Raw genomic sequence first — 26,165 nt, 5'->3', positions numbered from 1 at the left:
ACGCGCGATGACGGCCGGCACGCTCACGGCCGCCGAGATCGTCGCCCGGCTGGGCTTGACGCCGCACCCGGAAGGCGGGCATTTCCGCGAGATGTTCCGCGATCCACGGCGCGGCGCCGACGGACGCTCGGCGTCCACCGCGATCTATTTCCTGCTGGCGGCCGGCGAGCGCTCGCACTGGCACCGCGTCGACGCGGTGGAGATCTGGCACTGGTACGCCGGCGCGCCGCTGGAGCTCACCCTCGCCGGCTCGGACATGGGGCCGGTCGAGACGCTGCACCTCGGCCCCGATCTCGCCAATGGGGAAGAGCCCCAGCGTGTGGTGCCGCAGGGTGCGTGGCAGGCGGCGCGCAGCCTCGGCGACTGGACGCTGGTCGGCTGCACCGTGGCGCCCGGCTTCGAATTCTCCGGCTTCGAACTGGCCGCGCCCGGCTGGTCGCCGGGCTGAGGGGTCAACGTCGCGCGAGCAGCGTCGCCACCGCCGCCCCGCCGACGATCAGCGCGCAGGCGAGGCCGAGCGACAGGCTCGGCGCCGCGAAACCGGCGGCCACCAGCAGCAGCGTGGACAGCACCGGCGCGGCATAGGAGAGCACGCCCAGCAGGCGGATGTCGCCGCGCTTCATGCCGATGTCCCAGGTGTAGAAGGCGATGCCCACCGGCCCGATGCCGAGCGCCAGCACGGCCAGCCACTCCCCGCCCCCCACCGGCCAGATGGCCGGCTCGAACAGCGCGTGGCACAGCGCCGACAGCGCGGCGGTGGCGAGGCAGAAGCCGGCCACCACCTCGGTCGGCACGCCGGCGAAGCGCCGCGAGGCGACCGAATAGACCGACCAGATCACCGCGCACAGCGCCGCCGCCAGATAGCCCGGCACATATTCCGGCGCGAAGCCGAAGCCGCCGGCCCGCCCGCCGAGCAGCACCACTGTGCCGGCCAGCCCCATCAGCGCCCCACCAATATGGGCCGGGCGCAGCCTCTCCCCCGGCAGAAAGGCGGAGAACAGCACGATGAGCAGCGGCCAGAGATAGGCGATGAGCCCGGCCTCGGCGGGCGGCGCCAGCTTCAGCGCCGAAAAATAGAAGAAGTGGTAGCCGAACAGCCCGCCCACGCCATGCACCCACACCGGCCAGGGCTGGCGCAGCACGGACAGCCCTACCCCGCGCGCCAGCGCCGCCGCGATGCCCACCAGCCCGCCTATGGCGAAGGTGAGCGCGGTGAGCAGGAAGGGCGGCACCTTGCCGGTCGAAGAGGTGGCGAGCGCCAGCGCCGACCACAGCAGGATCGCGGTGAAGCCGATGAAGGTGGCGGCGCGGGAGGAAAGCGGGCGGGACATGCGGGCGAACCAGTGAACGAGGATGGCCGGTAATTCAGAGCGGCCTCTTATGGCCGCTGCGCGCCCTTCCGCCAAGCATGGGCGCGCTATCCGCCGCCGGTCATCCGCCATGCTTGTGGACGCGCCCGAGTGCCCGTCTTACGCTCCGGCAACCGGTTCCGGCTCACCCGAGGAGTTGTCCCATGACGCGCCTGACGCCCGCTCTCGCCGCCGCCCTCGTCCTCGCCTCCCCCGCCTTCGCGCAGCAGGCCGCCATCGGCATCGACGAGGCGCTGGTGATCGTGCGCGCCAATGGCATGGCGGTGGTCGCCAAGCTGGAGCACGAGCACGAGAAGGGCGTGTCCAAATGGGAGGCGGAGGGCCTCGACGCCGCCGGCAAGAAGCTGGAGATCGAGATCAACGCCGTCGACGGCAAGGTGATCTCGATCAAGTAGCCGGGCGGCCTGTCCGCCCGACGCCGGCCTGATCGGATGAATCTCAGGCCAGGTACTGGCCGCCATTGGCGGTGAGCGTCGAACCGGTGATGAAGCCGGCCTCGTCGGCGACGAGGAAGGCGACGCAGCGCGCGATCTCCTCCGGCTCGCCGAGCCGCCCCACCGGGATCTGCGGCAGGATGCGCTTCTCCAGCACCTCCTGCGGCACCGCCCGCACCATTTCCGTGCCGATATAGCCGGGGCAGATGGCGTTCACGGTGATGCCCTTATTGGCGTTCTCCTGCGCCAGCGCCTTGGTGAAGCCGATCTCGCCGGCCTTGGCGGCGGAATAATTGGTCTGGCCGAGCTGGCCCTTCTGGCCGTTGATCGAGGAAATGGTGACGATGCGCCCGAAGCTGCGCTCGCGCATGCTCTCGATCACGTTGCGGCACATGTTGAACACCGAGTTCAGATTGGTGTTGATGACCGCGTACCACTGGTCCGGCGACATCTTGTGCAGCATGCCGTCGCGCGTGATGCCGGCATTGTTCACCAGCACCTCGACCGGGCCGAGCTTCGCGGTGACCTCGGCGATGCCCGCCTTGCAGGCCTCGAAATCCGATACGTCCCACTTGAAGGCCGGAATGCCCGTCTCGGCGGTGAAGTCGGCGGCGGCGGCATCGTTGCCGGCATAATTGGCGGCGACCGTATAACCCGCCGCCTTCAAGGCCCTGCAGACCGCCGCGCCGATACCGCGCGTGCCCCCCGTGACCAACGCAACACGACCCATCTCACTCCCCCCTGTGCGTCCCTTGACCCGGGAACGTCGACGGCTTGTACGTCGTTTTGACGCGACGGCAAGGCGGAACCGGCGCCTTGTCGTCGCAGCCTGTCACAGCGCCCGCGGGCTGTGCCTGAAGCCCATCAACCGCCCGGCGGTCAGTCGCGCTGCAGGCACATGGCGATGCCCATGCCGCCGCCGATGCACAGCGTGGCGAGCGCCTTCTTGGCGTCGCGCTTCTCCATCTCGTAGAGCAGCGTGGTGAGGATGCGCGCACCCGAGGCGCCGATCGGGTGGCCGATGGCGATGGCGCCGCCATTGACGTTGACCTTGGAGGGGTCCCAGCCGAGGTCCTTGTTCACGGCGCAGGCCTGCGCGGCGAAGGCCTCGTTGGCCTCCACGAGGTCGAGGTCGGCGACGGTCCAGCCAGCCTTCTCCAGCGCGCGGCGCGAGGCCGGGATGGGGCCGGTGCCCATGATGGAGGGATCGACGCCCGCCTGCGCCCAGGAGACGATGCGCGCCAGCGGCTTCCTGCCGGCAGCGGCAGCCTTGGCGGCCGTCATCAGCACCACGGCGGCGGCGCCGTCATTGATGCCGGAGGCGTTGCCCGCCGTCACCGAGCCGTCCTTGGAGAAGGCCGGCCGCAGCTTGGTCATGGAATCGATCGTGGCACCGTGGCGGGGATATTCGTCGTCCGCCACCACGATGTCGCCCTTGCGGCTGGAGATGGTGACGGGGACGATCTCGTCCTTGAAGCGGCCGGCCTTCTGCGCCGCCTCGGCCTTGTTCTGCGAGCCGACGGCGAACTCGTCCTGCTGCTCGCGGGTGATCTGCCACTGGCGGGCGACGTTCTCGGCGGTCGTGCCCATGTGGTAGCCGTTGAAGGCGTCCCACAGGCCGTCCTTGATCATGGTGTCGACGAATTCGAGATTGCCCATCTTGGTGCCGTTGCGCAGATGCGCGCAGTGCGGCGCCTGGCTCATCGATTCCTGGCCGCCCGCGACCACGATGTCGCTGTCGCCGTTGAGGATCGCCTGATAGCCCAGCGCCACCGCGCGCAGGCCCGAGCCGCACAGCTGGTTAACGCCCCAGGCCGGGCTCTCGACCGGGATGCCGGCCGCCACCGAGGCCTGGCGGGCCGGGTTCTGGCCGGCGCCGGCGGTGAGGATCTGGCCCATGATCGTCTCGCTCACCTCGCCCGGCGCGACGCCCGCGCGCTCCAGCGCCGCCATGATGGCGATCTTGCCGAGTTCATGGGCGGGCAGCGAGGAGAGCGCGCCGTTGAACGCGCCGACGGCCGTGCGGGCGGCGCCGACGATAACGATGTCGTCCTTCATGAATGACGTCCTCCGGTAGATCTGGCTGTGCGGCGAGGCTCGCGAGCCGGTGCGCGCGTGTTGTTCTTCAGATGTGCCACCATCGTGGGTGGCTCAAGTGATCCATGTCAATGGCGGGGTATTTTTATGCGTTCGGCGCCGCTGCGGGAGCGTGTGCGCAGCTGCAACAATTCCTGTAGCCGGGCGGCGGGAAACGTCCTAGTGTTTTCAATGGGAAACGACCAAGGCGACCGGATCACAATGGCAAAATCCAACGAACCCGTCACCATCAAGAAGTACGCGAACCGCCGTCTCTACAATACGGGCACCAGTACCTATGTGACGCTGGAAGATCTCGCGCAGATGGTGAAGAACGGCGAGGATTTCGTCGTTTATGACGCAAAGTCCTCCGACGACATCACGCATTCGGTGCTGACGCAGATCATCTTCGAGCAGGAAGGCAAGGGCCAGAACCTGCTGCCGATCAACTTCCTGCGGCAGATCATCCGCTTCTACGGCGACAGCATGCAGATGCTGGTGCCGCGCTATCTCGACATGTCGATCGAGAACTTCACCAAGGAGCAGGGCAACCTGCGCGAGCATTTCTCCAAGGGCTTCGGAGTCGGCGGCTTCGGCATCATGGAGGAGCAGGTGCGCCGCAACATCGAGATGTTCGACCGCGCCTTCAAGATGTTCCTGCCCAATGGCCGGGCCGAGGAAACACCGGGCACACCCGCCGCCGCGCCGGCCGACGATTTCGACGAGCTGCGCCGCCAGGTCGCCGAGATGCAGAAGCGGCTCGACCGCCTCGGCGACAGCGGCAAGAAGGACTGACGGTTTCCGGTAGCCCGATGAAGAGGCTGGGCGCGGCGCCCTGATGGCGCCGGCCCTGCGGGTCCGCGCGCCTCAGTTCTCGAAGGCGCCGTCCAGCGGCACCGGGCTTTCCGCCGGCAGGCCGATCAGCTCGCCCTGAAGATAGGTGCAGCCCCATTCGACGAGCTGGCGCCCCGTGGCCTCGTCGAGCACCCATTCCGCCACCGTCTCGATGCCGAGCTGGCCGGCAAGGTCGAGCAGCATGCGCACGAAGCTGCGGTCGTCCTCGGACTGCATCATGGTGCAGATGAAGCTGCCGTCGATTTTCAGCATGTCGACATGCAGGCTGCGCAGGTTGCGGAACGAGGTGTAGCCGACGCCGAAATCGTCCATTGCCACCCGGCAGCCATGGTCGCGCAGCCAGGCGATGCGCGAGCCCATGGCCTCCATGTCGGGGATGCTGGAGGATTCGGTGATCTCGACGACCAGGCGCGTGCCGAGCCCCTCGCGCGCGCCCTCCTCGACGATCTCCAGCCAGCTGGCGTCGTGCATGGAGGGCGGCGAGACGTTGACCGAGAGGCGCAGCGCCGGGTTGTCGCGCAGCGCCGCCAGCGCCAGCGTCATCGAGCGGCAGTCGAGCAGCCGGGTCAGGCCGAAGCGATCGGCCGTCGGGATCACCGTTCCACCATCGAAAACCCGCCCGTCGCGCCCGGTGATGCGGGCGAGGCATTCGTGGAACGCCACCTCGCGGCTGCCGCCATGCGCGATCGGCTGGTAGGCGAGCGATACCCGGTCCTGCCCCAGCGCGCGGACGATCTCGTCGGCGAAGCGCACATTGGCGTGCCGCTCGGCGGCCCGGTCGAGCGAAGGCGTGTAGATCTCCAGCGAACCGCGTGCATTGCGCCGCGCCCGCCGCAGTGCGTCCTGCGCATGGGAGAAGATCTCGGAGACGGTGCGCGCCTGACGCGGCGCCACCAGCCCGCCGGCCGAGATCGTCACCGCCACGGCGCCCGCGCTGGTGCGCGGGGCGGACAGGTTGACGGTGGACAGGAAGCGGCGCATCACGCCGGCCAGTTCCTCGCCCGAGCCGGCCCGCAGCAGCAGTCCGAACTTGCTCCCCGAGAAGCGGGCAATCTCCTCGCCCTCCCCGAGCTGGCCGCGCAGACGCATCCACACGACGTCGATCACCTCGTCGGCGACCATGAATCCGAACGCGTCGTTGAGCGTGCCGAGCTGATCGATGCCCACCAGCGCGAAGCCGAATTCGCCATCCTCGCGATAGCCGCGCGCAAGATGCTCCTCCAGCAGGCCCGAGAGACGCTGGCGGTCGGTCTTCGGCTCGACGCCGAGATCGGCGGCGATGCGCACCGGACGGCCGACCGAGAGCCGGCGCAGCAAGCCTTCCACCCGCTGAAGCATGCCCCCCGCGTCGAAATAGGCGACACCGCGATCCTCGACCCACAGACGCCGCTGGCGGCCGCCGGGCGGCAGGGCAAGGCAGTAGACGGTCTCGAAATAGCGCGCGCTGGGGTCGGCGCCGGGCACGATGTCGAAGTCCAGCGCGGCAAGCGCGGCCTCCTGGCGCGTGGCGCCCGAGCCGGCCTCGATCAGCGTCTGGTAGTCGGCGCCGGACCCCGCAAGCGGCAGGCGCTCGCGCCCGAGTACGTCGCCGACATTGGCGCTCCAGCGCAGGCGGTCGTCGTCGAGCGTCCAGACATAGGCCGCCTTGCCGAGCGCCTGCACGGCGCCGGCCACCGTCTCCGGCAGAAGGGCGTCCTTCGTCTCGATGTCGATCGGGGCCGCCGTCTCAGGCCTCGGCATAAGGGTTCCCCGCATTCACAGGCGTCGAAAACATTGTGCGGACGCTTAGCGGCAAGCCAGCCACCTTTTCGTTAAGGAGCCCCGCGATTCCGACGGCCGTCCGCGCGGCAATCGGCCTCAGTGCAGCGGGGCGACGCCGGCGGCGACCACGGGCGCGCTGGGGTCGACGACCTGCCCGGACGCCGTAGCAGAGGCCGCAGATTGCGGTGCATCGGCCGCGAGTTGGCCCGGGTTCAGCCGGTCGACACCCGAGAATTTGATGCCGGCCACCTCGATATTGCCGGCCGCCTTGGATCCCTGCGCACGCGCCACCATGCCGCGCAATTCGGGCGCCATGCCGGCGAGCTGGGCGAATTTGCCGTGGTTGAGATCGTCCAGCGACTTCACGCCGGACATGTCGACGACGAGGGCGCCGAGTTCCACCAGCTCGGCATCGTTGGTGTAGGCGCCGAGGCGCGGCTTGTCGCCGGCGATGAAGTCGGAGAAGGCCAGCGCCTTGTCGTCGCGCGAGACGATGACGATGAAGGGCTTGGCCGGCTTGCCGAAGCGCTTGAGCTGGGTCTTGAACACGTCGACGTCGATATCGGGCGCGGCGAGGATGATGTTGCCGATCTTCTCCGGCGGCAGGCGCTTGCCGGACATCTGGATCTGCCGCAGCGCCTCCACGGTCACCCAGTTGCCCATGGAATGAGCGAGGATCGTCACCTGCTCGGCGCCGCTGTCGAAGACGAGGCGGATGGTCTCCTCCAGCCGGTCGCGGGCCGCGGTGGCGCTGTTGTTGTCGTAGACGTAGTCGGCGACGTCGCCGCGCGAGGCCCAGGTGAACAGCACCGGCACCGAAGGCGACTTCGAATCCTCGGCCATCTGGGTGATGCGGTACAGCGCCTCGGAGAAGCGCGTGTTGTAGCCGTGCACGAAGATCACCGCCTGCTTCTGCCCCACCGGCCGGCGCGCCAGCTCGGCCTTCAGATCGGTGAGGAATTCCTTCTCGGTGTCGCGATAGACCGCCTCGCGCACCGCCATGTCGGTGGCGGGATTGGCCACGCCGCGCGTGGGATACTCCACCATGCCCGGCTTATGGGTGGGCGGTACGGTGATCTCGACCCGCGCGAAGCTCAGCGCCTGCGTGCGTTCGCCGCTGTAGAACACGCCGGGCCGCTCGTCGCGGGCCCGCGACGAGGCGACAAGGATGACGTGCTCCTTCGCCCCGGGCACATGCTCGGGAATGGCGGTCAGCGCGTCGTCGCCGGGGCGCGAGGCGCAGCCGGCCAGAACCGGGCCGGCCAAAACCGCCACGAAGAGCCAGATGATGACCCGGCGCCCATAACCGCCCGCGCTACGCACGCCTCAAGCTCCCACCCGAACGCCGGGAAAAACTAGCACCATTCCGCCACCCCGGTAAGCGGTGGCCGGTTTCCGCACCGCGCGCGCCGTCCGATACCGCCGGCATGGTTACCGGGCGGTGACACCTCCGCTTTCGCGGACGGACGTCGACGCAGAAAAGCCGGCCCGAGGGGCCGGCTCCATGCAGGCTGAGGCAGGCCGGCGACATGGAGCCGCCGCAGCCGATCAGGCCTCGGTCTTGACCTTGAGAACCTGGCGGCCCTTGTACATGCCGGTCTTCAGGTCGAGGTGGTGCGGACGGCGCAGCTCGCCCGAATCCTTGTCCTCGATATAGGTCGGCTTGGCGAGGGCATCGGCGGAACGGCGCATGCCGCGACGCGACGGGCTGGTTTTCTTCTTCGGAACGGCCATCGTCTTCTCCTGTACCGGCTTCTCACACCCCAAGGCGGGGCCGGCGCCGGACTCGTGCGTAATTCGAGTGGCGGCTTATACAGACTCATATGCGCGAGCGGAAGAGGCTGACGCAATTCTGTCGCGGAGCATCCTCAGACCTCGCGCGACGAAGCTCTAGAGGCAGGCGGTCAGCTCCGGGCCCTCGCGCGGCAACCGCGCCTGAAGGTTGCTCGCCAGCCGGTTCAGCCCCCGGCCCGGCTTGGCGGGATTGCGGCGGTAGGGGTTGGGCAGCGTCACCGCCAGCAGCGCGGCCTGACGGGCGGAAAGATCGCCCGCCCCGACACCGAAGGCCCGGCGGGCGCCGGCCTCGGCGCCGAACTCGCCGTCCGGCCCCCATTCCGCGATGTTGAGATAGAGCTCCAGCTGGCGGCGCTTCGACATCACCAGATTGATGTAGAGCGCCAGCGGCATCTCCAGCCCCTTGCGGATGTAGCTGCGCCCGTTCCACAGGAACAGGTTCTTGGCGAGCTGCATGGTGATGGTGGAGGCGCCGCGCGAGGGCTCGCCCTCCTCGGCGCTGTCCATCACGTTCTGCAGTTCCACCATGTCGACGCCGATATGCTGGCAGAAACGGGCGTCCTCGGAGGCGAGCACCGAGCGCACCAGGGCCGGGGAGATGGCGTCGAAGGGCACGAAGTCGCGCGTCACGGTCTGGCCCGTCACCCAGCGCGCCAGCATCAGCGTCGAGGGCGCCGGCACCATATTATAGAGAAGCGTGAGGACAAGCGGGGCCAGCCCGAGGGCCAGCGCCACCTTCCACACCCATCGCCAAAACCGCCCCATTCCGCCGCACGCCCTCATCCCCGACACGGCACTCTAGCGGGCGGGGCGGGCGCGGTCGACCGCACGCCGAACCGCGCGGGGTCCAGCGGCTTGACCCCGCCCGCCCGCTCGGGCACGGAAGCGGCGGTTCGCCAACAGGTCGCCCCATGCCCGACGACGACGCTCCCGACGATACCCGCACGCTCGCGCTCTCCGGGGCGCTTGCCCGCACGGCCGGCGAGGTCGCCGCCTATATCGACGCCGCCATCGCGGCGAGCGGCGGGCCGGGCGAGCGGCTGGCGGCGTCGATGCGACACGCGACGCTGGCGGGCGGCAAGCGGCTGCGCCCCTTCCTCGTGGTGGAGAGCGCGGCTCTGTTCGGCGTGCCGCACGCCAAAGCCCTGCCGGCCGCCGCCGCGCTCGAATGCATCCACTGCTATTCGCTGGTGCATGACGACCTGCCCGCCATGGACGACGACGACCTGCGCCGTGGCCAGCCGACGGTGCATCGCGCCTATGACGAGGCGACCGCCATCCTCGCCGGCGACGGCCTGCTGACCCTCGCCTTCGAGATTCTCGCCCGCGAGGAGGCCGGCCCGGACGCGCAGGTGCGCATCGCACTGGTGGGGAGCCTCGCCCGCGCGGCGGGTGTCGCCGGCATGATCGGCGGGCAGATGCTCGACCTCGCCGCCGAGGGCCGGTTCGCCAACGGCGCCCCGCTCGACCTCCCGGCCGAAGCGATCATCGAGCTTCAGGCGATGAAGACCGGCGCGCTGCTGCGGCAGGCCTGCGAGGCCGGCGCCCTGCTCGGCCGCGCCGACGATGCCGGGCGCGACGCCCTCGACCGCTACGCCCGCGCGGTCGGGCGCGCCTTCCAGATCGCCGACGACCTGCTCGACGTCGAGGGCGAGGCCGGCACGGTGGGCAAGGCGGTGGGCAAGGATGCCGCCGCCGGCAAGGCGACGCTGGTCGGCAAGTTGGGCGTGGACGGCGCGCGGGCCGAGCTCGCCAGGCTGGTCCGCGAGGCCGAAGAAGCGCTGGCCGGGTTCGGCACGGCGGCAACACTTCTCGTGGAAGCGGCTTATTTCGTCGCCGCGAGGCGGAATTAGTACTTCCCTCATCTCGACGGAACGATAAGTTCCAACCATATGTTATCGTGGCGTCAGGTCGTGTTGTCCGACTCGGAACGCCGTACGGGAGGTTTAAATGCGTGTCGCCCCCATGATCCTTGCCGGCCTCGTCGCGGGTGCCGCCATTGCTGCGGTCGTTCCGGCACAGGCGCAGGAGACGCGCATCATCATCCGCAAGATGCCGCCGCGCTCCTATCTGGATCCCGGTCCGGTGGTGAAGCCCGGCACCAGCCGTGACCTCAACTATGTCGAGCTGATCACGCCGCGTTATGCCGAATATGGCAGTGACAGCTCCATCACCGGCATCCGCTGGCCGCTGCCGAGCCGCTTCGATCTGCCGGGCTACTGAGCCCGCCTCACCGGCCCGCCTACGAAAAAAGCCCGGCTCGCGCCGGGCTTTGTCGTTTTGGGAACCAGAAAGCGCCGAGGGCGATCCGCTCAGACCGCCTTGTCCAGCTCAGCCAGCAGCGCGTCGCCCATGCCGGAAGTGCCGACGCGGGTCATGCCTTCCGAGAAGATGTCGTTGGTGCGGAAGCCGCCGGCCAGCACGCCGGCGATCGCCGCCTCAACCCGGTCGGCCGCCTCGATGAGGCCGAAGGAATAGCGCAGCGCCATGGCGAGCGAGCCGACCATGGCGATCGGGTTGGCAAGGCCCTTGCCGGCGATGTCGGGCGCGGCGCCGTGCACCGGCTCGTAGAGCGCGCGGCGACGGCCGGACACTTCCTCCACCGCGCCGAGCGAGGCGGAGGGCAGCATGCCGAGCGAGCCGGTCAGCATGGCGGCGACGTCGGAGAGGATGTCGCCGAACAGGTTGTCGGTGACGATGACGTCGAACTGCTTGGGCGCGCGCACAAGCTGCATGCCGCAGGAATCGGCGAGTTGATGCTCCAGCACCACGTCGTCAAACTCCGCGCCGTGCACCTCGCTCACCACCTGCTTCCACAGCACGCCGGTCTTCATGACGTTGTGCTTCTCGGTGGAGACCACCTTGTTGCGGCGGGTGCGGGCGAGCTCGAAGGCGACGCGGGCGATGCGTTCGATCTCGTAGGATTCGTAGACCTGGGTGTCGATGGCGCGCTTCTGGCCGTCACTGAGGTCGCTGATGGTCTTCGGCTCGCCGAAATAGACGCCACCGGTCAGTTCGCGCACGATCAGGACGTCGAGCCCTTCGACAAGCTCGCGCTTGAGGCTGGAGGCATCGGCGAGCGCGGGATAGCAGACCGCCGGGCGCAGATTGGCGAAAAGCTGCAGGTCCTTGCGCAGGCGCAGCAGGCCCGCCTCGGGACGGCACTCATAAGGCACATTCGCCCATTTCGGGCCGCCCACCGCGCCGAGCAGGATAGCGTCGGCAGCGAAGGCCTTGGCCATGGCCTCCTCGGAGATCGGCTGGCCGCAGGAATCATAGGCCGCGCCGCCCACGAGGTCCTCCTCGATTGCGAAGGAGGCAACGCCCCGCGTGTCGAGCCAGTCGATGACCCGCTTCACCTCGGCCATCACCTCGATGCCGATGCCGTCGCCGGGGAGAAGGAGAAGCTTGTGGGTGGCCATGGAATCCTCGCGCGCGCCTGTTCGTGAAGCGTCTTTACCGGCCGCTCGGCCCGGCGAGGGAGTGCTAATGGCTGGCGCCCGCGCTGGCAAGCCGCGCGCCGGCCGGGGCGGCAAAAGAAAAACGCCGGCAGCGGGCGGCCGGCGCGGTGACGGAGAAAGAAAGACGCCGGCAGCGAGCTGCCGGCGTCGGGGAGCCGGGATCGCGCCCCTGTTGGGCAGCGATCCCGGATCGGCCTGCGGCCGTCCGGGATGACGGCCTGTGGGAAGGTCCGCTCAGATCGTCCCCTTGCCCATCTCGCCGGCGATGAACTCCGCCTGGCGGATCGCCAGCGCCACGATGGTGAGCGTCGGGTTCTCCGCGCCGCCGGTTGTGAACTGGCTGCCGTCCGAAACGAACAGGTTCTTGATGTCGTGCGTCTGGCCGTTGCGGTTCACCACGCCGTCGCGGGCCTTCTCGCTCATCCGGTTGGTGCCGAGATTATGCGTGGAGGGATAGGGCGGGGTCGGCAGGGTGCGGATGGCGCCGACCGAATCGTAGACCGCCGCGCCCTGCCGGTAGGCGTGGTTGCGCATGGCGACGTCGTTGGGATGATCGTCGAAATGCACGTCCGCCACCGGCAGGCCGTACTGGTCCTTCACGTCCATGTTGAGGGTGACGCGGTTGGTCTCCTGCGGCATGTCCTCGCCCACCAGCCACATGCCGGCCATGTTCACATAGCCGTCCATGGCGGAGGTGAAGGAGCGGCCCCACGCGCCGGGATCGAGGAAGGCGGCCATGAAGGGCACGCCGAGCGAGAGCGTCTCCATCTCGTAGCCGCCGACGAAGCCGCGCTTGGTGTCGTTCTTCGCCTCGTCGCGCACCACGCCGGCCATGGTGGTACCGCGATACATGTGCACCGGCTTGTCGAACACGCCATAGACCGAGCCGGTCATGTGCCGCATGTAGTTCCGCCCGACCTGGCCGGAGGAGTTGGCGAGCCCGTCCGGGAACATCGCGCTGGCGGAGTTGAGCAGCAGGCGCGGGCTCTCGATGGAATTGCCGGCCACCGCGACGATGCGGGCCTTCTGGCGCTGCGTCTTGCCGTCCTTGTCGACATAGACGACGCCCGTCACCTTGCCCGAGGCGTCGTGCTCAATCTTCTGCACCATGGATTGCGGGCGCACTTCGAGATTGCCGGTCGCCTCGCCGCGCGGGATCTCGGCGATCAGCGTCGACCATTTCGCGCCCGACTTGCAGCCCTGGAAGCAGAAGCCGATCTGCTGGCAGGCGCCGCGGTCGTTGCGCGGCTGCGAGTTGATGGCCATGTGGCCGGTCGAGACTTCCTTGTAGCCGATCTTGGTGGCGCCGGATTCGAACACCTTGAAGTTGTTGTTGCCCGGCAGGCCCGGAATGCCGTTGGTCCGCGTCACGCCCATGCGGTCCTCGGCGCGGGCGTAATAGGGCTCCATCTCCTTCAGCGTGATCGGCCAATCCAGCAGGTTGGCGCCGTCGAGGTCGCCATAGGTCGAGCGGGTCTTGAACTCGTGTTCCTGGAAGCGCAGCGAGGCGCCGGCCCAGTGCACCGAGGAGCCGCCCACCGCCTTGACGATCCAGGCCGGCAAATTGGGGAAGTTCTTGTGCACGCGCCAGGAGCCGGAGGTGGTGCGCATGTCCTTCCAGGCGAGCTGGGCGAAGCTGTCCCACTCGTTGTTGACGAAGTCCTCCATGTTGTGGCGCTCGCCGGCCTCAAGGATCACCACCTTGATGCCCTTGAGCGCGAGATCGGTGCCGAGCGTGCCGCCGCCGGCGCCGGAGCCGACGATGACGACGACGGAATCATCGTTGAGATCGAAGGGTGCAGCCATGATCGCGTTCTCCCCTCAGAGCCAGACGATGTCGTTGAAGCCGCGGTCGATATAACCGCCCTTGTCGGCCGAGGAGCCCTCGTAACCGAAGATCGGCCACACCTCCTCCTGGTTGTAGAGGCCGACCACGAGGCCGCCGCGCACCTTCTGGAAGAAAGCGCTGTCCTCAATGCCACGCAGCAACGCGACGCGATGCTCCTCCCAGCCGACATCGGCATAGGGCACGCCGTATTTCGCCATGGCGAGCGTGTCGAGCGTCGTCACGCCGTTCTCGACCAGCGCCTTGAGCGCGGGGTCCTTGGCGGCATCCGTCTCATAGGGCTTCATCGCCACGGCGTAGAAGCGGTTCGGCACCTTGTCGTGCGGATAGATGTCGCGCGCCATGACGATGAGCGTGCGCATCGTCTCCGGCTTGAGCGCCGCCACTTCCAGCCCCCACGCCTCGCGCGGGCTGAGCACGGCGGCGCCGCTCACCATGAGGGCGCCGGCCGCGCCGATGCCCGTGAGCACCGCGCGGCGGGACACACCTCGCCTGTCGATCAGTGTTGGCATTGTATCCTCCCGGACTTCTTATGTATTCGTTATTCGATACCGCGCAGATTGGCGTCCGCAGCGGCACCGCAGGCGTATGTCAGCGGTATCGGCCGTGCTTCTGCAGCACCTCGATCTTGTATCCGTCGGGGTCCGATACGAAGAAGAACTTCGCGAGCAGCGCGCCCTCGTGGAAGAATTCCTTGACGGGGTTGGGCGAGAGCCCTTCTTCGACGAAGCGGGCATGCTCCGCGTCGAGATTGTCGACCACGAAGGCGATGTGCCCGTAGCCGTCGCCCAGCGCATAGGGCTCCGTGCGGCCGTGATTGACCGTCAGCTCGACCTCGAAGTCGGCCTCGTCATTGCGCAGATAGACCAGCGTGAAGCCGTCGAACGGCAGCCGCGTCGCCACCTTCAACCCGAAGGCTCGCGAATAGAAATCAACCGAGCGCGCCTCGTCGAGCACGCGGATCATCGAATGAATGGCCTTCGCCACCTGTTCCTCCGGCCTTGAACCCCGTCGCGGCGGGAATGCCGCCGATATCGGGGATGCTAGGCCTCGGGGAGAAGCGCAGGTGGTACGCTGCTAACACATCACCACGATGTGCTTTTTCGGAGCGGAAGGCACGCCGCAGGCGGATGCCCGGCCTATTCGGCCGCCTGCAGATGCAGCCGGGTGCTCTCGCAGAGATAGCGGTCGCGGGCATGGGCGGGCGCGACGCCGGCAGGGCGCACCTCGGCGAGGTAGATGAGGCAGGAGCAGCGTAGCAGCGAGGCGAAGTTGCGCACCTCGCCATGCAGGTCCAGTACCTCGTCATGCAGCTTGGTGACGAATTTGCCCAGACTCATGCCCTGATGGGCGGCGACGTCCTCGAGCACGGTCCAGAAGGCGGCCTCAAGGCGAATCGAGGTCGAATGGCCGCCGATCCGCACCGAGCGGGTCTGGCTCTCATAGGTTTCGGGCGGCTGGCCCGCGAAGATGTGGCACATGGGGCGTCTCCCGGATGTTCTCGTTTTCAACGATTCCATCTTGGGAACGCCCGGCTGTAAAGCTGAAAAATGGTCAGCCCGCCGGCGCGGGCCGGCGGCGGCGCGCGGTTACCTCGATCTCGATCTTCATCTCCGGCTGGAGGAGCCCGGCGACGATGAGCGTGGCGGCGGGGCGGGCGCGGGCGAAATACTCCCCGAAGATCGGGAACACCGCCTCGGCATATTCGGCGCGGGACACGATGTAACGCACGCGCACCACGTCATCGAGCCCGGCGCCGGCCTGTTCCAGCACGGCCGCGATGTTGCGGAAGCAGCCATGGGTCTGCGCGAGAAGGTCCTCGGGCAGCTCCATCCGGGCATAGTCGTAGCCGGTGGTGCCGGAGACGAAGATGTCGTCGCCGTCGACCACCGCGCGCGAATAGCCGGCCACCGCCTCGAAGGCGGAATGGGAGGAGATGAGGCGGCGCTCGGCCATGGGATTTGTCCTTGGTGTCATCCGGCCCAGGCGAAGCCGGGACGACGAGAGGGCGTGCCTTGCCGGCCTCAGGCCCAGGGGCGCTCCTCGGCGAGCTTGCCTTCGAAGGAATGGATCTTGTCCGCCTTCACCTGGGTGAGGCCGATATCGTCCAGCCCGTTCAGCAGGCAATGTTTGCGGAAGGGGTCGATGTCGAAGGAGATCGAGCCGCCATCCGGGCCGGTGATGGTCTGGCTCTCCAGATCGACCGTGATTTTCGCATTGGCGCCGCGCGCGGCGTCGTCGAACAGCGCGGCGAGCTGCTCATGGGTGACGGTGATCGGCAGGATGCCGTTCTTGAAGCAGTTGTTGTAGAAGATGTCGGCGAAAGACGTGGAGATCACGCAGCGGATTCCGAAGTCCAGCAGCGCCCAGGGCGCGTGCTCGCGCGAGGAGCCGCAGCCGAAATTGTCGCCGGCGACCAGAATCTGCGCGCCTTTGTAGGCGGGCTTGTTGAGCACGAAATCGGGATTGTCCGAGCCGTCTTCCAGATAGCGCATCTCGGAGAACAGCCCCTTGCCGAGGCCGGTGCGCTTGATCGTCTTCAGATACTGCTTCGGGATGATCATGTCGGTGTCGACATTGACCAGATGCAGCGGCGCGGCGACGCCGGTCAGCGTGGTGAACTTGTCCATCTCTCACATCTCCTGGACGCGCCCGCGTCCGTCAAATTCCTGGACGCGCCTGCGTCCGTCAAATTCCGTTTCGAGGCGGGGCCGTTAGCCCGCCTCCTCCTCGATCCGCTCCATGTCGTCGTCGGAGAGACCGAAATGGTGGCCGATCTCGTGGACCAGGACATGGGTGACGATGTCGCCTAGCGTCTCCTCGTTCTCCGCCCAGTAGTCAAGAATCGGGCGGCGGTAGAGGAAGATCATGTTGGGCAGCATGCCGGTCGCCAGTTCGTAGCCCTGCGCCAGCCCGATGCCCTGGAACAGGCCCAGAAGGTCGAACGGCGTCTCCGCCTCCATCTCCTTCTGGACCTCGTCGGTCGGGAAATCCTCCACCCGGATGACGAGGTTGCCGCAGAGCGCGCGGAATTCCTCGGGCAGCCGGGCATAGGCCTCCTCGGCCATCGCCTCCATTTCCGCCAGCGAGGGCGCCCCCCGCTTCAGCCAGTCTGCGCTCATGCTCATCGGCTCACCTGAGATAGGTCGCGAACAGATAATAGGCGAGCACGAGCCCCGCCACGATGGCGAGGCCGCGCCCGATGCGGCGTCCCCATCGCTCCATGGGGTCGTCCGGCGGCGGTTCCCAGAACGGATCGCCCCTCACGCCGGCACCTCCCCGCGCCATCGCGGCGCCGCCTGCGTCCCGTATTTGCCGATTCGCACCCCCGTGCGCGCCTCCCCCAGCGTCAGAAGCCGAGCCAACGCGCCGTCGGCTCTCCACATCAACTGTGGGCGACGTCCTTCATACCGAGGACGACGAAAATGACACTCAGCAAACCGCGCCTGGCCGGCGCGCTCAAGACCGGCCTTCTCGCGCTCTCGCTCCTGGCCGCCGGCGTCGGCGCCGCTTCCGCGCATGGCGGGGGCGGTGGTGGCGGCCACATGGGCGGCGGCTTCGGAGGCGGCAGCTTCCATGATGGAGGCTACGGAGGAAACGTTGGCGGCGGCTTCCATGGCGGCGGCTTTCACGATGGCGGAGGCTTCTACCCGCATGGCGGCTTCTTCCACGGCGTGCCGTTCAGCAACGTCTACCATCATGACGGTTATGGCTATGGCTACGGGTTCTTCGGCTTCCCCTACGACGACTACGGCTTCGGCCTGAACACGTCCGGGGACCGGTGCGGCTTCCGCCTCGTGCGCGTCGGGCCGCCGATGCACTACCGCTACGTTCGCGAATATGGCTGCGCCTGACGCGCGACCGGCGACCGGCGACCCCGCCCCTTCCGGGCCGGGTCGCCGTTCGGCGGCTCACACCGCGTAAGGCCAGCGGCGCACGTCGACGAAGTGCCCCGCGATCGCCGCCGCCGCCGCCATGGCGGGGGAGACGAGATGCGTGCGGCCCTTGTGGCCCTGCCGGCCCTCGAAATTGCGGTTCGAGGTCGAGGCGCAGCGCTCCTCCGGGCCGAGCTTGTCGGCGTTCATGGCCAGGCACATGGAGCAGCCCGGCTCGCGCCAGTCGAAACCGGCAGCCCGGAAGATCGCGTCCAGCCCCTCGGCCTCGGCCTGCAGCTTCACCAGCCCCGAGCCCGGCACGATCATGCCCGCCACGCCCTCGCGCACCTTGTGGCCGGCGACGATCTTGGCCGCGGCGCGCAGGTCCTCGATGCGGGCATTGGTGCAGGAGCCGATGAACACCTTGTCGATGGCGATGTCGGTGATCTTCGTGCCGGCGGACAGGCCCATATAGGCCAGCGCGCGCTTCTTGGCCTCGCGCCGGTCGGCGTCCTCGATCATGTCCGGATCGGGTACCAGCCCTTCCACCGAGATCACGTCCTCCGGGCTGGTGCCCCAGGACACGATGGGCGGCAGCGCGGCGCCGTCGAGACGAATCTCCTTGTCGAAGAAGGCGCCCTCATCCGTGCGCAGTGTGTCCCAGTAGCGCAGCGCCGCGTCCCACGCCGCGCCCTTCGGCGCGCGCGGGCGGTCCTTCACATAGGCGAAGGTGGTCTCGTCGGGCGCCACCATGCCGGCGCGCGCGCCGCCCTCGATGGACATGTTGCAGACCGTCATGCGGCCTTCCATCGTCAGGTTGCGGAACACCTCGCCGGCATATTCGATGACGTAGCCGGTGCCGCCGGCGGTACCGGTGGCGCCGATGATGGCGAGCGTCACGTCCTTGGCGGTCACGCCTTCGGGCAGCTTCCCGTCGACGGACACCCGCATGTTCTTGCTCTTCTTCTGGATCAGCGTCTGGGTGGCGAGCACATGCTCCACCTCCGAGGTGCCGATGCCATGGGCGAGCGCGCCGAAGGCGCCATGCGTCGAGGTGTGGCTGTCGCCGCAGACGATGGTCGTGCCCGGCAGGGTGAAGCCCTGCTCCGGCCCGATCACGTGGACGATGCCCTGGCGCTTGTCGAGCTCGTTGAAATACTCGATGCCGAAGTCGCGGGCGTTCTCGGCCAGCGTCTCGACCTGGGTGCGGCTTTCGGGATCGTCGATGCCGAAGCGGCGGTCGGTGGTCGGCACGTTGTGGTCGACCACGGCCAGCGTCTTCGACGGCGCGTGCACCCGGCGACCGGCGACGCGCAGACCCTCGAAGGCCTGCGGGCTGGTCACCTCATGCACGAGATGGCGGTCGATATAGAGCAGGCAGGTGCCGTCTTCCTGACGGTCGATCACATGGTCGTCGAAAATCTTGTCGTACAGGGTACGGGGAGCGGACGTGCTCATCTCGGCGTCTCACTTGAAGGAAAAGGGGGATGTCGGGGCTCGGCAGCGCAGCCGGGAGCGGGGCGCCGTGGCGCGATGCTCCGGGCGGCGCTCAGCTAAGCCCGGCCACCGCGCAGGCGGTGAAACGGCCGAAGAAACGCGCGGGCAGGCGCACATGGTCGGGCACGGCGGCAAAACCGATGGTCGTCGGCAGCCGGCGGCGGGCCTCCGGGCGCGCCACGGCGGGCGCACCGGCGCAAACGCCGTTCCGCGCGCAGCCATTCGCCGCCTTGCTCGTGCCCTTCGTCATCATGGAACCCTTCTAGCAAGTCTCGCCGCGCCGGACAATCGGCCGCAGGCGTCGCCCAACGTCCTGACGGCGCACGAGCGCGTGAAGCGCAAGCTCCCGGAACCTCATCTGAAATAATGTATTATCCAGTATTTCCGCCGCCTCACCTCTCTTTTCAGGCAATTTTACCCAACGTCATTACGATATAGCGCAGCGCAAAACGCTGCGTTACGTTGGGTGCGCGAACGGAGTGAGCGATGCGCGCGACCGACATCCTCCTGATCCTTGCCACCGCCGGGGCCTTCATCGCCGTCGAGGCGCATAACCGCGTCGAGATAAGCCCGGCGGCACCGGCGCCGGAAAGCGCCCCGGCCAAGGCCTCGCTGATCACCTGCCCGCTGCGCAAGCCCGAATTCGCCACCGTCATGCAGGCCGCGATGCTCGGCGACGGGACGCTCATCGTCGAGCAGCAGACCAATACGCGCGTACGTCACGTCAAGGATTGCTGAGCCGCCTGCAAGGCGTGGCGCGCCGTCTCAGGCCGCGCGCATATTCTGCCGCGCACTCTTCATGTCGCGCACCGGCGGCTGGCCGAACAGCCGGCCATATTCGCGGGTGAACTGCGGCACGCTCTCATAGCCGACCGCGAAGGCCGCGCCGCTCGCCGCCATGCCCTCTCCCACCATCAGCCGGCGCGCCTCGATGAGCCGGAGCTGCTTCTGGAACTGCAGCGGCGACAGCGAGGTCACAGCGCGGAAATGCTGGTGGAAGGCGGAGACGCTCATCCCCGCCTCCGCCGCCAGCCGCTCCACCGGCAGCGGCCGGGCGAAATCGGCGCGCAGCAGCGCGATGGCCCGCCCCACGCGGCGCGCATGCCCGTCCGGCCAGCCGAGCCGGCGGATCGCCGCGCCATGCCGGCCCGCCAGCAGCCAGTAATGGATCTCGCGCAGGAGCTGGTCCTTCAGCACCGGCAGCGCGGCCGGACGATCAAGCAAGCTCATGAGCCGCAGCGCCGCGCTCGCCACCTCGGCGTCGGTCGGCTCGACCCTCACCGGCTCGACATCGCCCACCGGGGCCGGCCCCATCTCCAGCAGCAGTTCGGCGATCACCGCCGCATCGAGCTCCAGCACCAGCGACACATAAGGCGAGGCGTGGCTGGCCCGGACGATGTGGCTCACAATGGGCACGTCGGCGGTGATGAGCAGCGAGTCGCCCGCACCGAAGCTGAATTCGCGCGTGCCCATCGTCACCTGCTTGGCGCCCTGAACCACCAGGCAGACGAGAGGCCGGGCGATGGCGTGCGTGCCGCCCGTGGGGGCGGTGACGCGAAAGAAACTGACGCCGGGAATCGCCGTCGTCACGATCCCGTTCGCATCGGCGTGCAGCCGGCCATGCCGGTCCATGATGTCGAGCAGCTCTGTCATGCCTTCATGATAGCCCAGCCCGGCGGTGAGGAAAGCAGCTTTGGAGGATCAGGCAAGAAATCGCGGCCTTCCGGCAACCGCCGGCGCCGCGCGACGTCCATATCTTTGCTCATCCACCCCGACAGGAGACCGACATGACCACCATCACCCTCATCACCGGCGGCAGCCGCGGCCTCGGCCGCAACACCGCCCTCGCCGTCGCCCGTCACGGCGGGGACGTCGTGCTCACCTATCACAGCCGCGCCGAGGACGCGCAGGCCGTCGTCGCCGACATCGAAGCGCTCGGCCGCAAGGCCGCCGCGCTGCAGCTCGACACCGGCAAGGTGGCGGACTTCCCCGACTTCGCCGACCGGCTGCGCGCCACGCTCAAGGAGGTGTGGGGCCGCGAGAGCATCGACCACCTCGTCAACAATGCCGGCCACGGCGACCATGCCTCCCTCGCCGAGACCACCGAGGCGCAGTTCGACCGGCTGGTCGATGTGCACTTCAAGGGCGTGTTCTTCCTGACGCAGACGCTGCTGCCGCTGATCGCCGACGGCGGACGCATCATCAATTTCTCCTCCGGCCTCACGCGCTTCGCCTATCCCGGCTACGCCGCCTATGCCGCGATGAAGGGCGCGGTGGAGGTGCTCACCCGCTATATGGCCAAGGAGCTCGGCCCGCGCGGCATCGCCGTCAATACGGTCGCGCCGGGCGCCATCGAGACCGATTTCGGCGGCGGAGCGGTGCGCGACAATCCGGAGATCAACAAGGCCCTCGCCAACATGACCGCGCTCGGGCGCGTCGGCGTGCCGGACGATATCGGCCCGATGGTCGCGAGCCTCTTGTCGGCGGATAATCGCTGGGTCACCGCCCAGCGCATCGAGGTCTCCGGCGGGCAGGCTATCTGAGCACAGTGACCTGAGGGGCGCCCTCTCGGACGTGAAGCCTCCGGAACAACGTCATGGCCGGGCTTGACCCGGCCATCCACGTCTTGCCTGCCCGTCGTCTCCGCCGAAGCGTGCCCGGCCCAAGGCTGGGCATGACGTGGTGGTGTCGGAAACGCCTGCCGTCCTCAGTCGATCAAACAAAAAGGCCGGGGCATGCCCCGGCCTTTTCAGTGCATCGGTGCGATGCGGATCACTCGGCGGCGACCGGGGCGGCGCCCTTCTTGCCCTTGACCGCGTTCTTGTCCTGGCGCTCGGCGATACGGGCCGACTTGCCGCGACGGTCGCGCAGGTAATAGAGCTTGGCGCGGCGCACCTTGCCGCGACGGATAACCTTCAGGCTGTCGATGTTCGGCGAGTAGAGCGGGAACACGCGCTCGACGCCCTCGCCGTACGAAATCTTGCGGACGGTGAAGCTCTCGTTGATGCCGCCGCCATTGCGGGCGATCACCACGCCTTCATAGGCCTGAACGCGCGAGCGCTCGCCTTCCTTCACCTTCACGTTGACGATGACGGTGTCGCCCGGCTGGAAATCGGGGATCGCCCGGATTTCGGCCAGCTTGGCGGCCTGCTCGTCATCGAGCTCCTTGATGATATCGACCATTTTGATCACCTCAGGCGAGATCGGCGGTGTCCGTGGACCCGACCGTCCGCATATTGCTGTTGTCAGTTCATAGTGACGGCGCGCCCTATACGCGAAGTGGGGCCGCTTGTCATTCCCCCTTCGTCGCAGAACGGTCATGCGCGGCCTGAAAAGCGGCCCACAGGTCCGGCCGGCGCTCGCGGGTGGCCGCCTCGGCCTGCTCACGGCGCCAGCGCGCCACCTTGGCGTGATCGCCGCTGGTAAGGACGGAGGGAATCTCCAGCCCCTCGAAGCTCTGCGGGCGGGTATATTGCGGGTATTCCAGCAGCCCGGCCGAGAAGCTCTCCTCGGTGCCCGATTCGGGATGGCCCATCACCCCCGGCAGCAGCCGCACGCAGGCATCGAGAAGCACCAGCGCGCCGATCTCCCCGCCCGACAGCACGACGTCGCCGACGGAGATTTCCTCCAGCCCGCGCGCGGCGACCAGCCGGTCGTCGACCCCCTCGAAGCGCCCGCACACGATCACCGCGCCGGGCCCGGCGGCGAGCGCGCGCACGCGCTCCTGCGTCAGCGGCGCGCCGCGCGGCGTCATCAGCAGGCGCGGGCGCGTGTCGCCTTCAGGAGCCGCCGCGTCGATGGCACGCGCCAGCACGTCGACCCGCATCACCATGCCCGGCCCACCGCCCGCCGGCGTGTCGTCGACCGAGCGGTGACGGTCGGTGGCGTACTCGCGCGGATCGACGGTCTCAAGGCCCCACGCCTGCTGCGCCAGCGCGCGCCCCGCCAGCGACAGGCCGAGCGGGCCGGGAAACATCTCGGGGAAAATGGTGAGAACAGAGGCGCGCCACATGGGTTGATCTCTCGCCTCGTCATCCGGGACGGCCTGCGGGGCCGGACCGGAATCGTGTGAAATTTGAGAGCGATCCCGGCTCTGCGGCTTCGCCTTCGGTCGGGATGACAGCGTCGTTCTAACTCCGGTCGGCGTCCGGCGGAGGCGCTTCTTCCCTCGCCCACTCACCCGCGTCGACGACGAGACGGCCGGCCTTGAGGTCGACGCTCGGTACCACCGCCTTGGTAAAGGGCAGCATGAGCGTCTTGCCCTTCTCGGCCGGGGCCACCTCAATGATGTCGCCGGCGCCGAAATCATGCACCGCGACGACCGTGCCGAAGGGCGCGCCCTCCAGCGTGACCACGGCGAGGCCGATCAGGTCGGCATGGTAGAAATCGTCCTCGTCCTCCGGCGCGGGCAGGAGGTCGCGGGCGACGAAGAGGCCGACATTGGTCAGCGCCTCGGCCGCCTCGCGGGTATCGACGCCCTCGATGCGGGCGACGAAATGGTCCTTTGCCGGGCGCAGCGCCTTCAGCTTGAAGACGCGCTTGCCCGTCTCGTCGGTCAGCGGGCCGTAGTCGCCGAGCGCGGACGGGTCTTCGGCGAAGACGAACAGCCGCACCTCGCCGCGCACGCCGTGCGGCGCGCCGATGCGGGCGAGGAGAACGCGGTCGTTCGGCATGGAGCAGTCTCGCGGCAAGAAGAATCCGAGACACGCCTAAGGCGCTGTTTTCTCCCGGATCCCGGAGCTGCGCCGTGCTGCGCACAGCTTGTCCGGGAAACGAAGCGGGTCCGCGTGTCCCGGACCAGCGACGCCAAAGGCGGAGCGCCGAGCCGGGACCCAGCGCAAGACTTCGCCGAAGGCGTCGGCCGCTCGGGCCGACACCACCGGCGCAAGCCTCACTCGGCCGAGGGAGCCGCAGCAGCGGCGGCAGCGGCTTCGGCGGCCTTGGCGGCCTCGGCAGCGCGCTCCTGCGCCTTCTTGCCGGGCACGGCCTTCTCAGGGTTGTTGCGGGGGGCGCGCTTCACCAGTTCCAGCGAATCGAGGAAGCGGGCGACGCGGTCGGTCGGCTGCGCGCCCTTGGCGAGCCAGGCCTTGGCCTTCTCGACGTCGAGCACGAAGCGGTCGGCGGCGTCCTTGGGCTTCAGCGGATCGAAGGTGCCGATCTTCTCGATGAAGCGGCCATCACGCGGCGAGCGCGAGTCGGCGACGACGATGCGGTAATAGGGGCGCTTCTTGGCGCCGCCACGGGCGAGACGGATCTTGAGGGACATTCGGGATTTCCTTTCGGTTACCTGGTTTCTTTTCGTCTTGTTTCTTCCGTCATCCCTGGACTTGATCCGGGGATCCACGCCTCGCGGTCAGCAATTCGTGGATGGCCGGGTCAAGCCCGGCCATGACGGCGTGAAGTCTTGTCGGGCCGTCACTTCTTCTTCCCCGGGAAGCCCGGCAGGCCGGGAAGCCCGCCCGGCTTGGTTCCGATTCCGGGAAGTCCGCCGGGAAGCCCGGGCAACTTGCCGGGGAAGTTCGGCGGCAAACCGCCACCGCCCCCCAGACCGCCTCCAAGACCGCCCGGCATCTTCTCGGCCATCTGCTTGATCTGCTCGGGGCTCGGCATGCCGCCCCCGCCGCCGAGGCCGAACATCGAGGCGAGGCCCGCCATCGGCCCGCGCTTGCCGGCCTGCGCGCCCATCGCCTTCATCATGTCCGCCATCTGGCGATGCATCTTCATCAGCCGGTTGACGTCCTCGACCTTGGTGCCGGAGCCGGCCGCGATGCGCTTGCGGCGCGAGGCGTCGAGGAGCTTCGGGTTGCGCCGCTCCTTCTTCGTCATCGAATCGATGACCGCCTTCTGCCGCTTGATCACGCCGTCATTCATGCCGGAGGCGGCGAGCTGGTTCTTCATCTTGCCGACGCCCGGCAGCATGCCCATCAGCCCGCCGAGACCGCCGAGCTTCTCCATCTGGTCGAGCTGCATGCGCAGATCGTCGAGGTCGAACTGGCCCTTGCGCATCCGCTCGGCGGCGGCCATCGCCTTCTCGGCGTCGAGGTTCTCGACCGCCTTCTCGACGAGCGACACCACGTCGCCCATGCCGAGGATGCGGCCGGCGACGCGGCGGGGATCGAAATCCTCCAGCGCGTCCATCTTCTCGCCGGTGCCGAGCAGCTTGATCGGCTTGCCGGTGACGGCACGCATGGAGAGCGCGGCGCCGCCGCGCCCGTCGCCGTCGGCGCGGGTCAGCACGATGCCGGTGAGGCCGACGCGGCCGTCGAACGCCTTGGCGGTGTTCACCGCGTCCTGGCCGGTGAGGCTGTCGGCGACGAGCAGCACCTCGTGCGGGTTGGTCGCCGCCTTGACCTCGGCGACCTCGGCCATCAGCGCCTCATCGAGCGTGACGCGGCCGGCGGTGTCGAGCATCACCACGTCGTAGCCGCCGAGGCGGGCGGCCTCCATGGCGCGGCGGGCGATCTGCACGGCGCTCTGGCCCGCCATGATGGGCAGGGTGGCGACGCCGACCTGCTGGCCGAGCGTGGCGAGCTGTTCCATCGCCGCCGGGCGGCGGGTGTCCAGCGAGGCCATCAGGACCTTGCGGTTGCCGCGCTCGGTCAGGCGCTTGGCGATCTTGGCGGTGGAGGTGGTCTTGCCCGAGCCCTGCAGGCCGACCATCAGCACCGGCACAGGCGGGGCGGCGTCGAGGTCGATCGGCTTGGCGTCGGAGCCGAGCATGGCGACGAGCTCGTCATTGACGATCTTCACCACCATCTGGCCGGGCGTGACCGACTTGATGACCTCGGCGCCCACGGCGCGGGTGCGCACGCGGTCGGTGAAGGAGCGCACCACGTCGAGCGCCACGTCGGCCTCGATCAGCGCCCGGCGCACCTCGCGCATGGCTTCGCCGACATCGGCCTCGGAGAGCGCGCCGCGCTTCTTCAGCCGGTCGAATATGCCGCCGAGGCGGTCGGTCAATGAATCGAACATGCGTTCGCTCGGCTCCCTTTCCGCGCGGAGACACCCGCAAAGCCGATTGCCGCCCGAGGGCGCATCGCGCTGTCGGGCGTTAGCCTCCGGACTCACGGGTCCGGGCGGCGGGACGGCTCGCGGGTGATGCGAGGATGGCGGGTTGTTAGGCGCCGCCCGCCGCAAAGTCAAGCTTTGCGCCGCCTTCCGCAGGACTACGGAGGTCACAGGCGCGTAACAGCGCC

The 26,165-nt window shown here is 68.4% G+C and carries 31 protein-coding genes; 8 read left to right on the top strand and 23 right to left on the bottom strand.

The features are described from left to right. The first annotated feature begins 7 nt into the window (after positions 1-7). Positions 8-448, top strand: a complete 441-nt coding sequence (locus MWN33_RS09725) for a cupin domain-containing protein (protein ID WP_247200283.1) — start codon at positions 8-10, stop codon at positions 446-448. Positions 449-452: 4 nt separating this feature from the next. Here the strand turns inward: MWN33_RS09725 and yddG are convergent, their stop codons facing one another. Beyond that, positions 453-1,331 carry an aromatic amino acid exporter YddG gene (gene yddG / locus MWN33_RS09720; protein ID WP_247200282.1) on the bottom strand — a complete coding sequence of 293 codons (879 nt, stop codon included), beginning with the start codon at positions 1,329-1,331 and terminating at the stop codon, positions 453-455. A gap of 182 nt (positions 1,332-1,513) precedes the next feature. Here yddG and MWN33_RS09715 point away from each other — a divergent pair, with 182 nt between their 5' ends. Next, positions 1,514-1,765, top strand: coding sequence for a PepSY domain-containing protein (locus tag MWN33_RS09715; protein ID WP_247200281.1), 252 nt, complete (start codon positions 1,514-1,516; stop codon positions 1,763-1,765). 43 nt (positions 1,766-1,808) lie between these two features. On the opposite strand, the gene phbB is transcribed toward MWN33_RS09715, so the two are convergent. After that, on the bottom strand, positions 1,809-2,534 hold the full coding sequence (phbB, locus tag MWN33_RS09710) for an acetoacetyl-CoA reductase (protein ID WP_247200280.1): 726 nt from the start codon (positions 2,532-2,534) through the stop codon (positions 1,809-1,811). Between the two features lie 149 nt (positions 2,535-2,683). Continuing rightward, a complete protein-coding gene (locus MWN33_RS09705) occupies positions 2,684-3,862 on the bottom strand; it encodes an acetyl-CoA C-acetyltransferase (RefSeq protein WP_247200279.1) in 1,179 nt (392 codons plus the stop codon). A gap of 240 nt (positions 3,863-4,102) precedes the next feature. Between MWN33_RS09705 and phaR the strand changes: the two genes are divergently transcribed. Further along, positions 4,103-4,675: a polyhydroxyalkanoate synthesis repressor PhaR gene (gene phaR, locus MWN33_RS09700; protein ID WP_247200278.1), complete on the top strand. Its 573-nt coding sequence runs from the start codon at positions 4,103-4,105 to the stop codon at positions 4,673-4,675. Between the two features lie 72 nt (positions 4,676-4,747). Here the strand turns inward: phaR and MWN33_RS09695 are convergent, their stop codons facing one another. The 4 genes from MWN33_RS09695 to MWN33_RS09680 form a co-directional block, all read right to left on the bottom strand. After that, entirely contained in the window at positions 4,748-6,475 is a 1,728-nt protein-coding gene (locus MWN33_RS09695; protein ID WP_247200277.1) for an EAL domain-containing protein, read from the bottom strand. Between the two features lie 117 nt (positions 6,476-6,592). Next, positions 6,593-7,819, bottom strand: coding sequence for an alpha/beta hydrolase (locus MWN33_RS09690; protein ID WP_247200276.1), 1,227 nt, complete (start codon positions 7,817-7,819; stop codon positions 6,593-6,595). Positions 7,820-8,044: 225 nt separating this feature from the next. Next, positions 8,045-8,230 carry a 50S ribosomal protein L32 gene (rpmF, locus tag MWN33_RS09685; protein WP_192640354.1) on the bottom strand — a complete coding sequence of 62 codons (186 nt, stop codon included), beginning with the start codon at positions 8,228-8,230 and terminating at the stop codon, positions 8,045-8,047. A 156-nt stretch (positions 8,231-8,386) separates the two neighbouring features. Continuing rightward, positions 8,387-9,055 carry a transglycosylase domain-containing protein gene (locus MWN33_RS09680; RefSeq protein WP_247200275.1) on the bottom strand — a complete coding sequence of 223 codons (669 nt, stop codon included), beginning with the start codon at positions 9,053-9,055 and terminating at the stop codon, positions 8,387-8,389. 146 nt (positions 9,056-9,201) lie between these two features. Here MWN33_RS09680 and MWN33_RS09675 point away from each other — a divergent pair, with 146 nt between their 5' ends. Further along, positions 9,202-10,143 carry a polyprenyl synthetase family protein gene (locus MWN33_RS09675; RefSeq protein WP_247200274.1) on the top strand — a complete coding sequence of 314 codons (942 nt, stop codon included), beginning with the start codon at positions 9,202-9,204 and terminating at the stop codon, positions 10,141-10,143. Between the two features lie 97 nt (positions 10,144-10,240). After that, positions 10,241-10,513, top strand: a complete 273-nt coding sequence (locus tag MWN33_RS09670; protein WP_247200273.1) for a hypothetical protein — start codon at positions 10,241-10,243, stop codon at positions 10,511-10,513. A gap of 89 nt (positions 10,514-10,602) precedes the next feature. Here the strand turns inward: MWN33_RS09670 and leuB are convergent, their stop codons facing one another. The 8 genes from leuB to MWN33_RS09630 all read right to left on the bottom strand — a co-directional run bounded on the left by leuB (position 10,603) and on the right by MWN33_RS09630 (position 16,725). Further along, positions 10,603-11,712, bottom strand: a complete 1,110-nt coding sequence (leuB, locus tag MWN33_RS09665; RefSeq protein ID WP_247200272.1) for a 3-isopropylmalate dehydrogenase — start codon at positions 11,710-11,712, stop codon at positions 10,603-10,605. A 273-nt stretch (positions 11,713-11,985) separates the two neighbouring features. Then, positions 11,986-13,557: a GMC family oxidoreductase gene (locus MWN33_RS09660; protein ID WP_247200271.1), complete on the bottom strand. Its 1,572-nt coding sequence runs from the start codon at positions 13,555-13,557 to the stop codon at positions 11,986-11,988. Positions 13,558-13,572: 15 nt separating this feature from the next. Further along, positions 13,573-14,109 (bottom strand): twin-arginine translocation signal domain-containing protein, encoded by a 537-nt coding sequence (locus MWN33_RS09655; RefSeq protein WP_247200270.1) that lies wholly within the window; start codon positions 14,107-14,109, stop codon positions 13,573-13,575. A gap of 79 nt (positions 14,110-14,188) precedes the next feature. After that, a complete protein-coding gene (locus MWN33_RS09650; protein ID WP_247200269.1) occupies positions 14,189-14,584 on the bottom strand; it encodes a VOC family protein in 396 nt (131 codons plus the stop codon). Positions 14,585-14,736: 152 nt separating this feature from the next. After that, complete coding sequence (locus tag MWN33_RS09645) at positions 14,737-15,078, bottom strand: ribbon-helix-helix domain-containing protein (protein WP_247200268.1); 342 nt, start codon at positions 15,076-15,078, stop codon at positions 14,737-14,739. A gap of 73 nt (positions 15,079-15,151) precedes the next feature. After that, positions 15,152-15,553 (bottom strand): RidA family protein, encoded by a 402-nt coding sequence (locus MWN33_RS09640; protein ID WP_247200267.1) that lies wholly within the window; start codon positions 15,551-15,553, stop codon positions 15,152-15,154. Positions 15,554-15,621: 68 nt separating this feature from the next. Then, positions 15,622-16,227 carry a 3-isopropylmalate dehydratase small subunit gene (gene leuD / locus MWN33_RS09635; protein ID WP_247200266.1) on the bottom strand — a complete coding sequence of 202 codons (606 nt, stop codon included), beginning with the start codon at positions 16,225-16,227 and terminating at the stop codon, positions 15,622-15,624. An 84-nt stretch (positions 16,228-16,311) separates the two neighbouring features. Then, the gene (locus tag MWN33_RS09630) at positions 16,312-16,725 is read right to left on the bottom strand and encodes a metallopeptidase family protein (RefSeq protein WP_247200265.1); all 414 of its coding nucleotides are present in this window, start codon (positions 16,723-16,725) and stop codon (positions 16,312-16,314) included. Between the two features lie 297 nt (positions 16,726-17,022). Here MWN33_RS09630 and MWN33_RS09625 point away from each other — a divergent pair, with 297 nt between their 5' ends. Then, complete coding sequence (locus tag MWN33_RS09625; protein WP_247200350.1) at positions 17,023-17,451, top strand: hypothetical protein; 429 nt, start codon at positions 17,023-17,025, stop codon at positions 17,449-17,451. 57 nt (positions 17,452-17,508) lie between these two features. Here MWN33_RS09625 and leuC read toward each other — a convergent pair whose 3' ends face one another. Together leuC and MWN33_RS09615 are read right to left on the bottom strand one after the other, a co-directional pair. Further along, on the bottom strand, positions 17,509-18,930 hold the full coding sequence (gene leuC, locus MWN33_RS09620) for a 3-isopropylmalate dehydratase large subunit (RefSeq protein WP_247200264.1): 1,422 nt from the start codon (positions 18,928-18,930) through the stop codon (positions 17,509-17,511). Between the two features lie 91 nt (positions 18,931-19,021). Further along, positions 19,022-19,222 carry a hypothetical protein gene (locus MWN33_RS09615; protein WP_247200263.1) on the bottom strand — a complete coding sequence of 67 codons (201 nt, stop codon included), beginning with the start codon at positions 19,220-19,222 and terminating at the stop codon, positions 19,022-19,024. A 233-nt stretch (positions 19,223-19,455) separates the two neighbouring features. Between MWN33_RS09615 and MWN33_RS09610 the strand changes: the two genes are divergently transcribed. Next, the gene (locus MWN33_RS09610) at positions 19,456-19,707 is read left to right on the top strand and encodes a hypothetical protein (protein ID WP_247200262.1); all 252 of its coding nucleotides are present in this window, start codon (positions 19,456-19,458) and stop codon (positions 19,705-19,707) included. Between the two features lie 27 nt (positions 19,708-19,734). Here the strand turns inward: MWN33_RS09610 and MWN33_RS09605 are convergent, their stop codons facing one another. Continuing rightward, positions 19,735-20,622, bottom strand: a complete 888-nt coding sequence (locus MWN33_RS09605) for an AraC family transcriptional regulator (protein ID WP_247200261.1) — start codon at positions 20,620-20,622, stop codon at positions 19,735-19,737. Positions 20,623-20,756: 134 nt separating this feature from the next. Between MWN33_RS09605 and MWN33_RS09600 the strand changes: the two genes are divergently transcribed. Beyond that, entirely contained in the window at positions 20,757-21,512 is a 756-nt protein-coding gene (locus MWN33_RS09600; protein ID WP_247200260.1) for an SDR family NAD(P)-dependent oxidoreductase, read from the top strand. 229 nt (positions 21,513-21,741) lie between these two features. Here the strand turns inward: MWN33_RS09600 and rplS are convergent, their stop codons facing one another. From rplS to ffh, 5 genes are all read right to left on the bottom strand, one after another. Continuing rightward, a complete protein-coding gene (rplS, locus tag MWN33_RS09595; RefSeq protein ID WP_247200259.1) occupies positions 21,742-22,152 on the bottom strand; it encodes a 50S ribosomal protein L19 in 411 nt (136 codons plus the stop codon). Positions 22,153-22,261: 109 nt separating this feature from the next. Beyond that, entirely contained in the window at positions 22,262-22,981 is a 720-nt protein-coding gene (trmD, locus tag MWN33_RS09590; RefSeq protein ID WP_247200258.1) for a tRNA (guanosine(37)-N1)-methyltransferase TrmD, read from the bottom strand. A gap of 118 nt (positions 22,982-23,099) precedes the next feature. Next, entirely contained in the window at positions 23,100-23,642 is a 543-nt protein-coding gene (gene rimM / locus MWN33_RS09585; RefSeq protein WP_247200257.1) for a ribosome maturation factor RimM, read from the bottom strand. A gap of 218 nt (positions 23,643-23,860) precedes the next feature. Beyond that, positions 23,861-24,235, bottom strand: a complete 375-nt coding sequence (gene rpsP / locus MWN33_RS09580) for a 30S ribosomal protein S16 (RefSeq protein WP_247200256.1) — start codon at positions 24,233-24,235, stop codon at positions 23,861-23,863. A gap of 149 nt (positions 24,236-24,384) precedes the next feature. Next, positions 24,385-25,941 carry a signal recognition particle protein gene (ffh, locus tag MWN33_RS09575; RefSeq protein WP_247200255.1) on the bottom strand — a complete coding sequence of 519 codons (1,557 nt, stop codon included), beginning with the start codon at positions 25,939-25,941 and terminating at the stop codon, positions 24,385-24,387. Positions 25,942-26,165: the final 224 nt, after the last annotated feature.

Source organism: Ancylobacter koreensis (assembly GCF_023016525.1).
GTDB lineage: Bacteria > Pseudomonadota > Alphaproteobacteria > Rhizobiales > Xanthobacteraceae > Ancylobacter > Ancylobacter koreensis.
The sequence above is the reverse complement of the archived record's forward strand: the minus strand, read 5'-3'. Positions and strand labels throughout refer to the sequence as shown.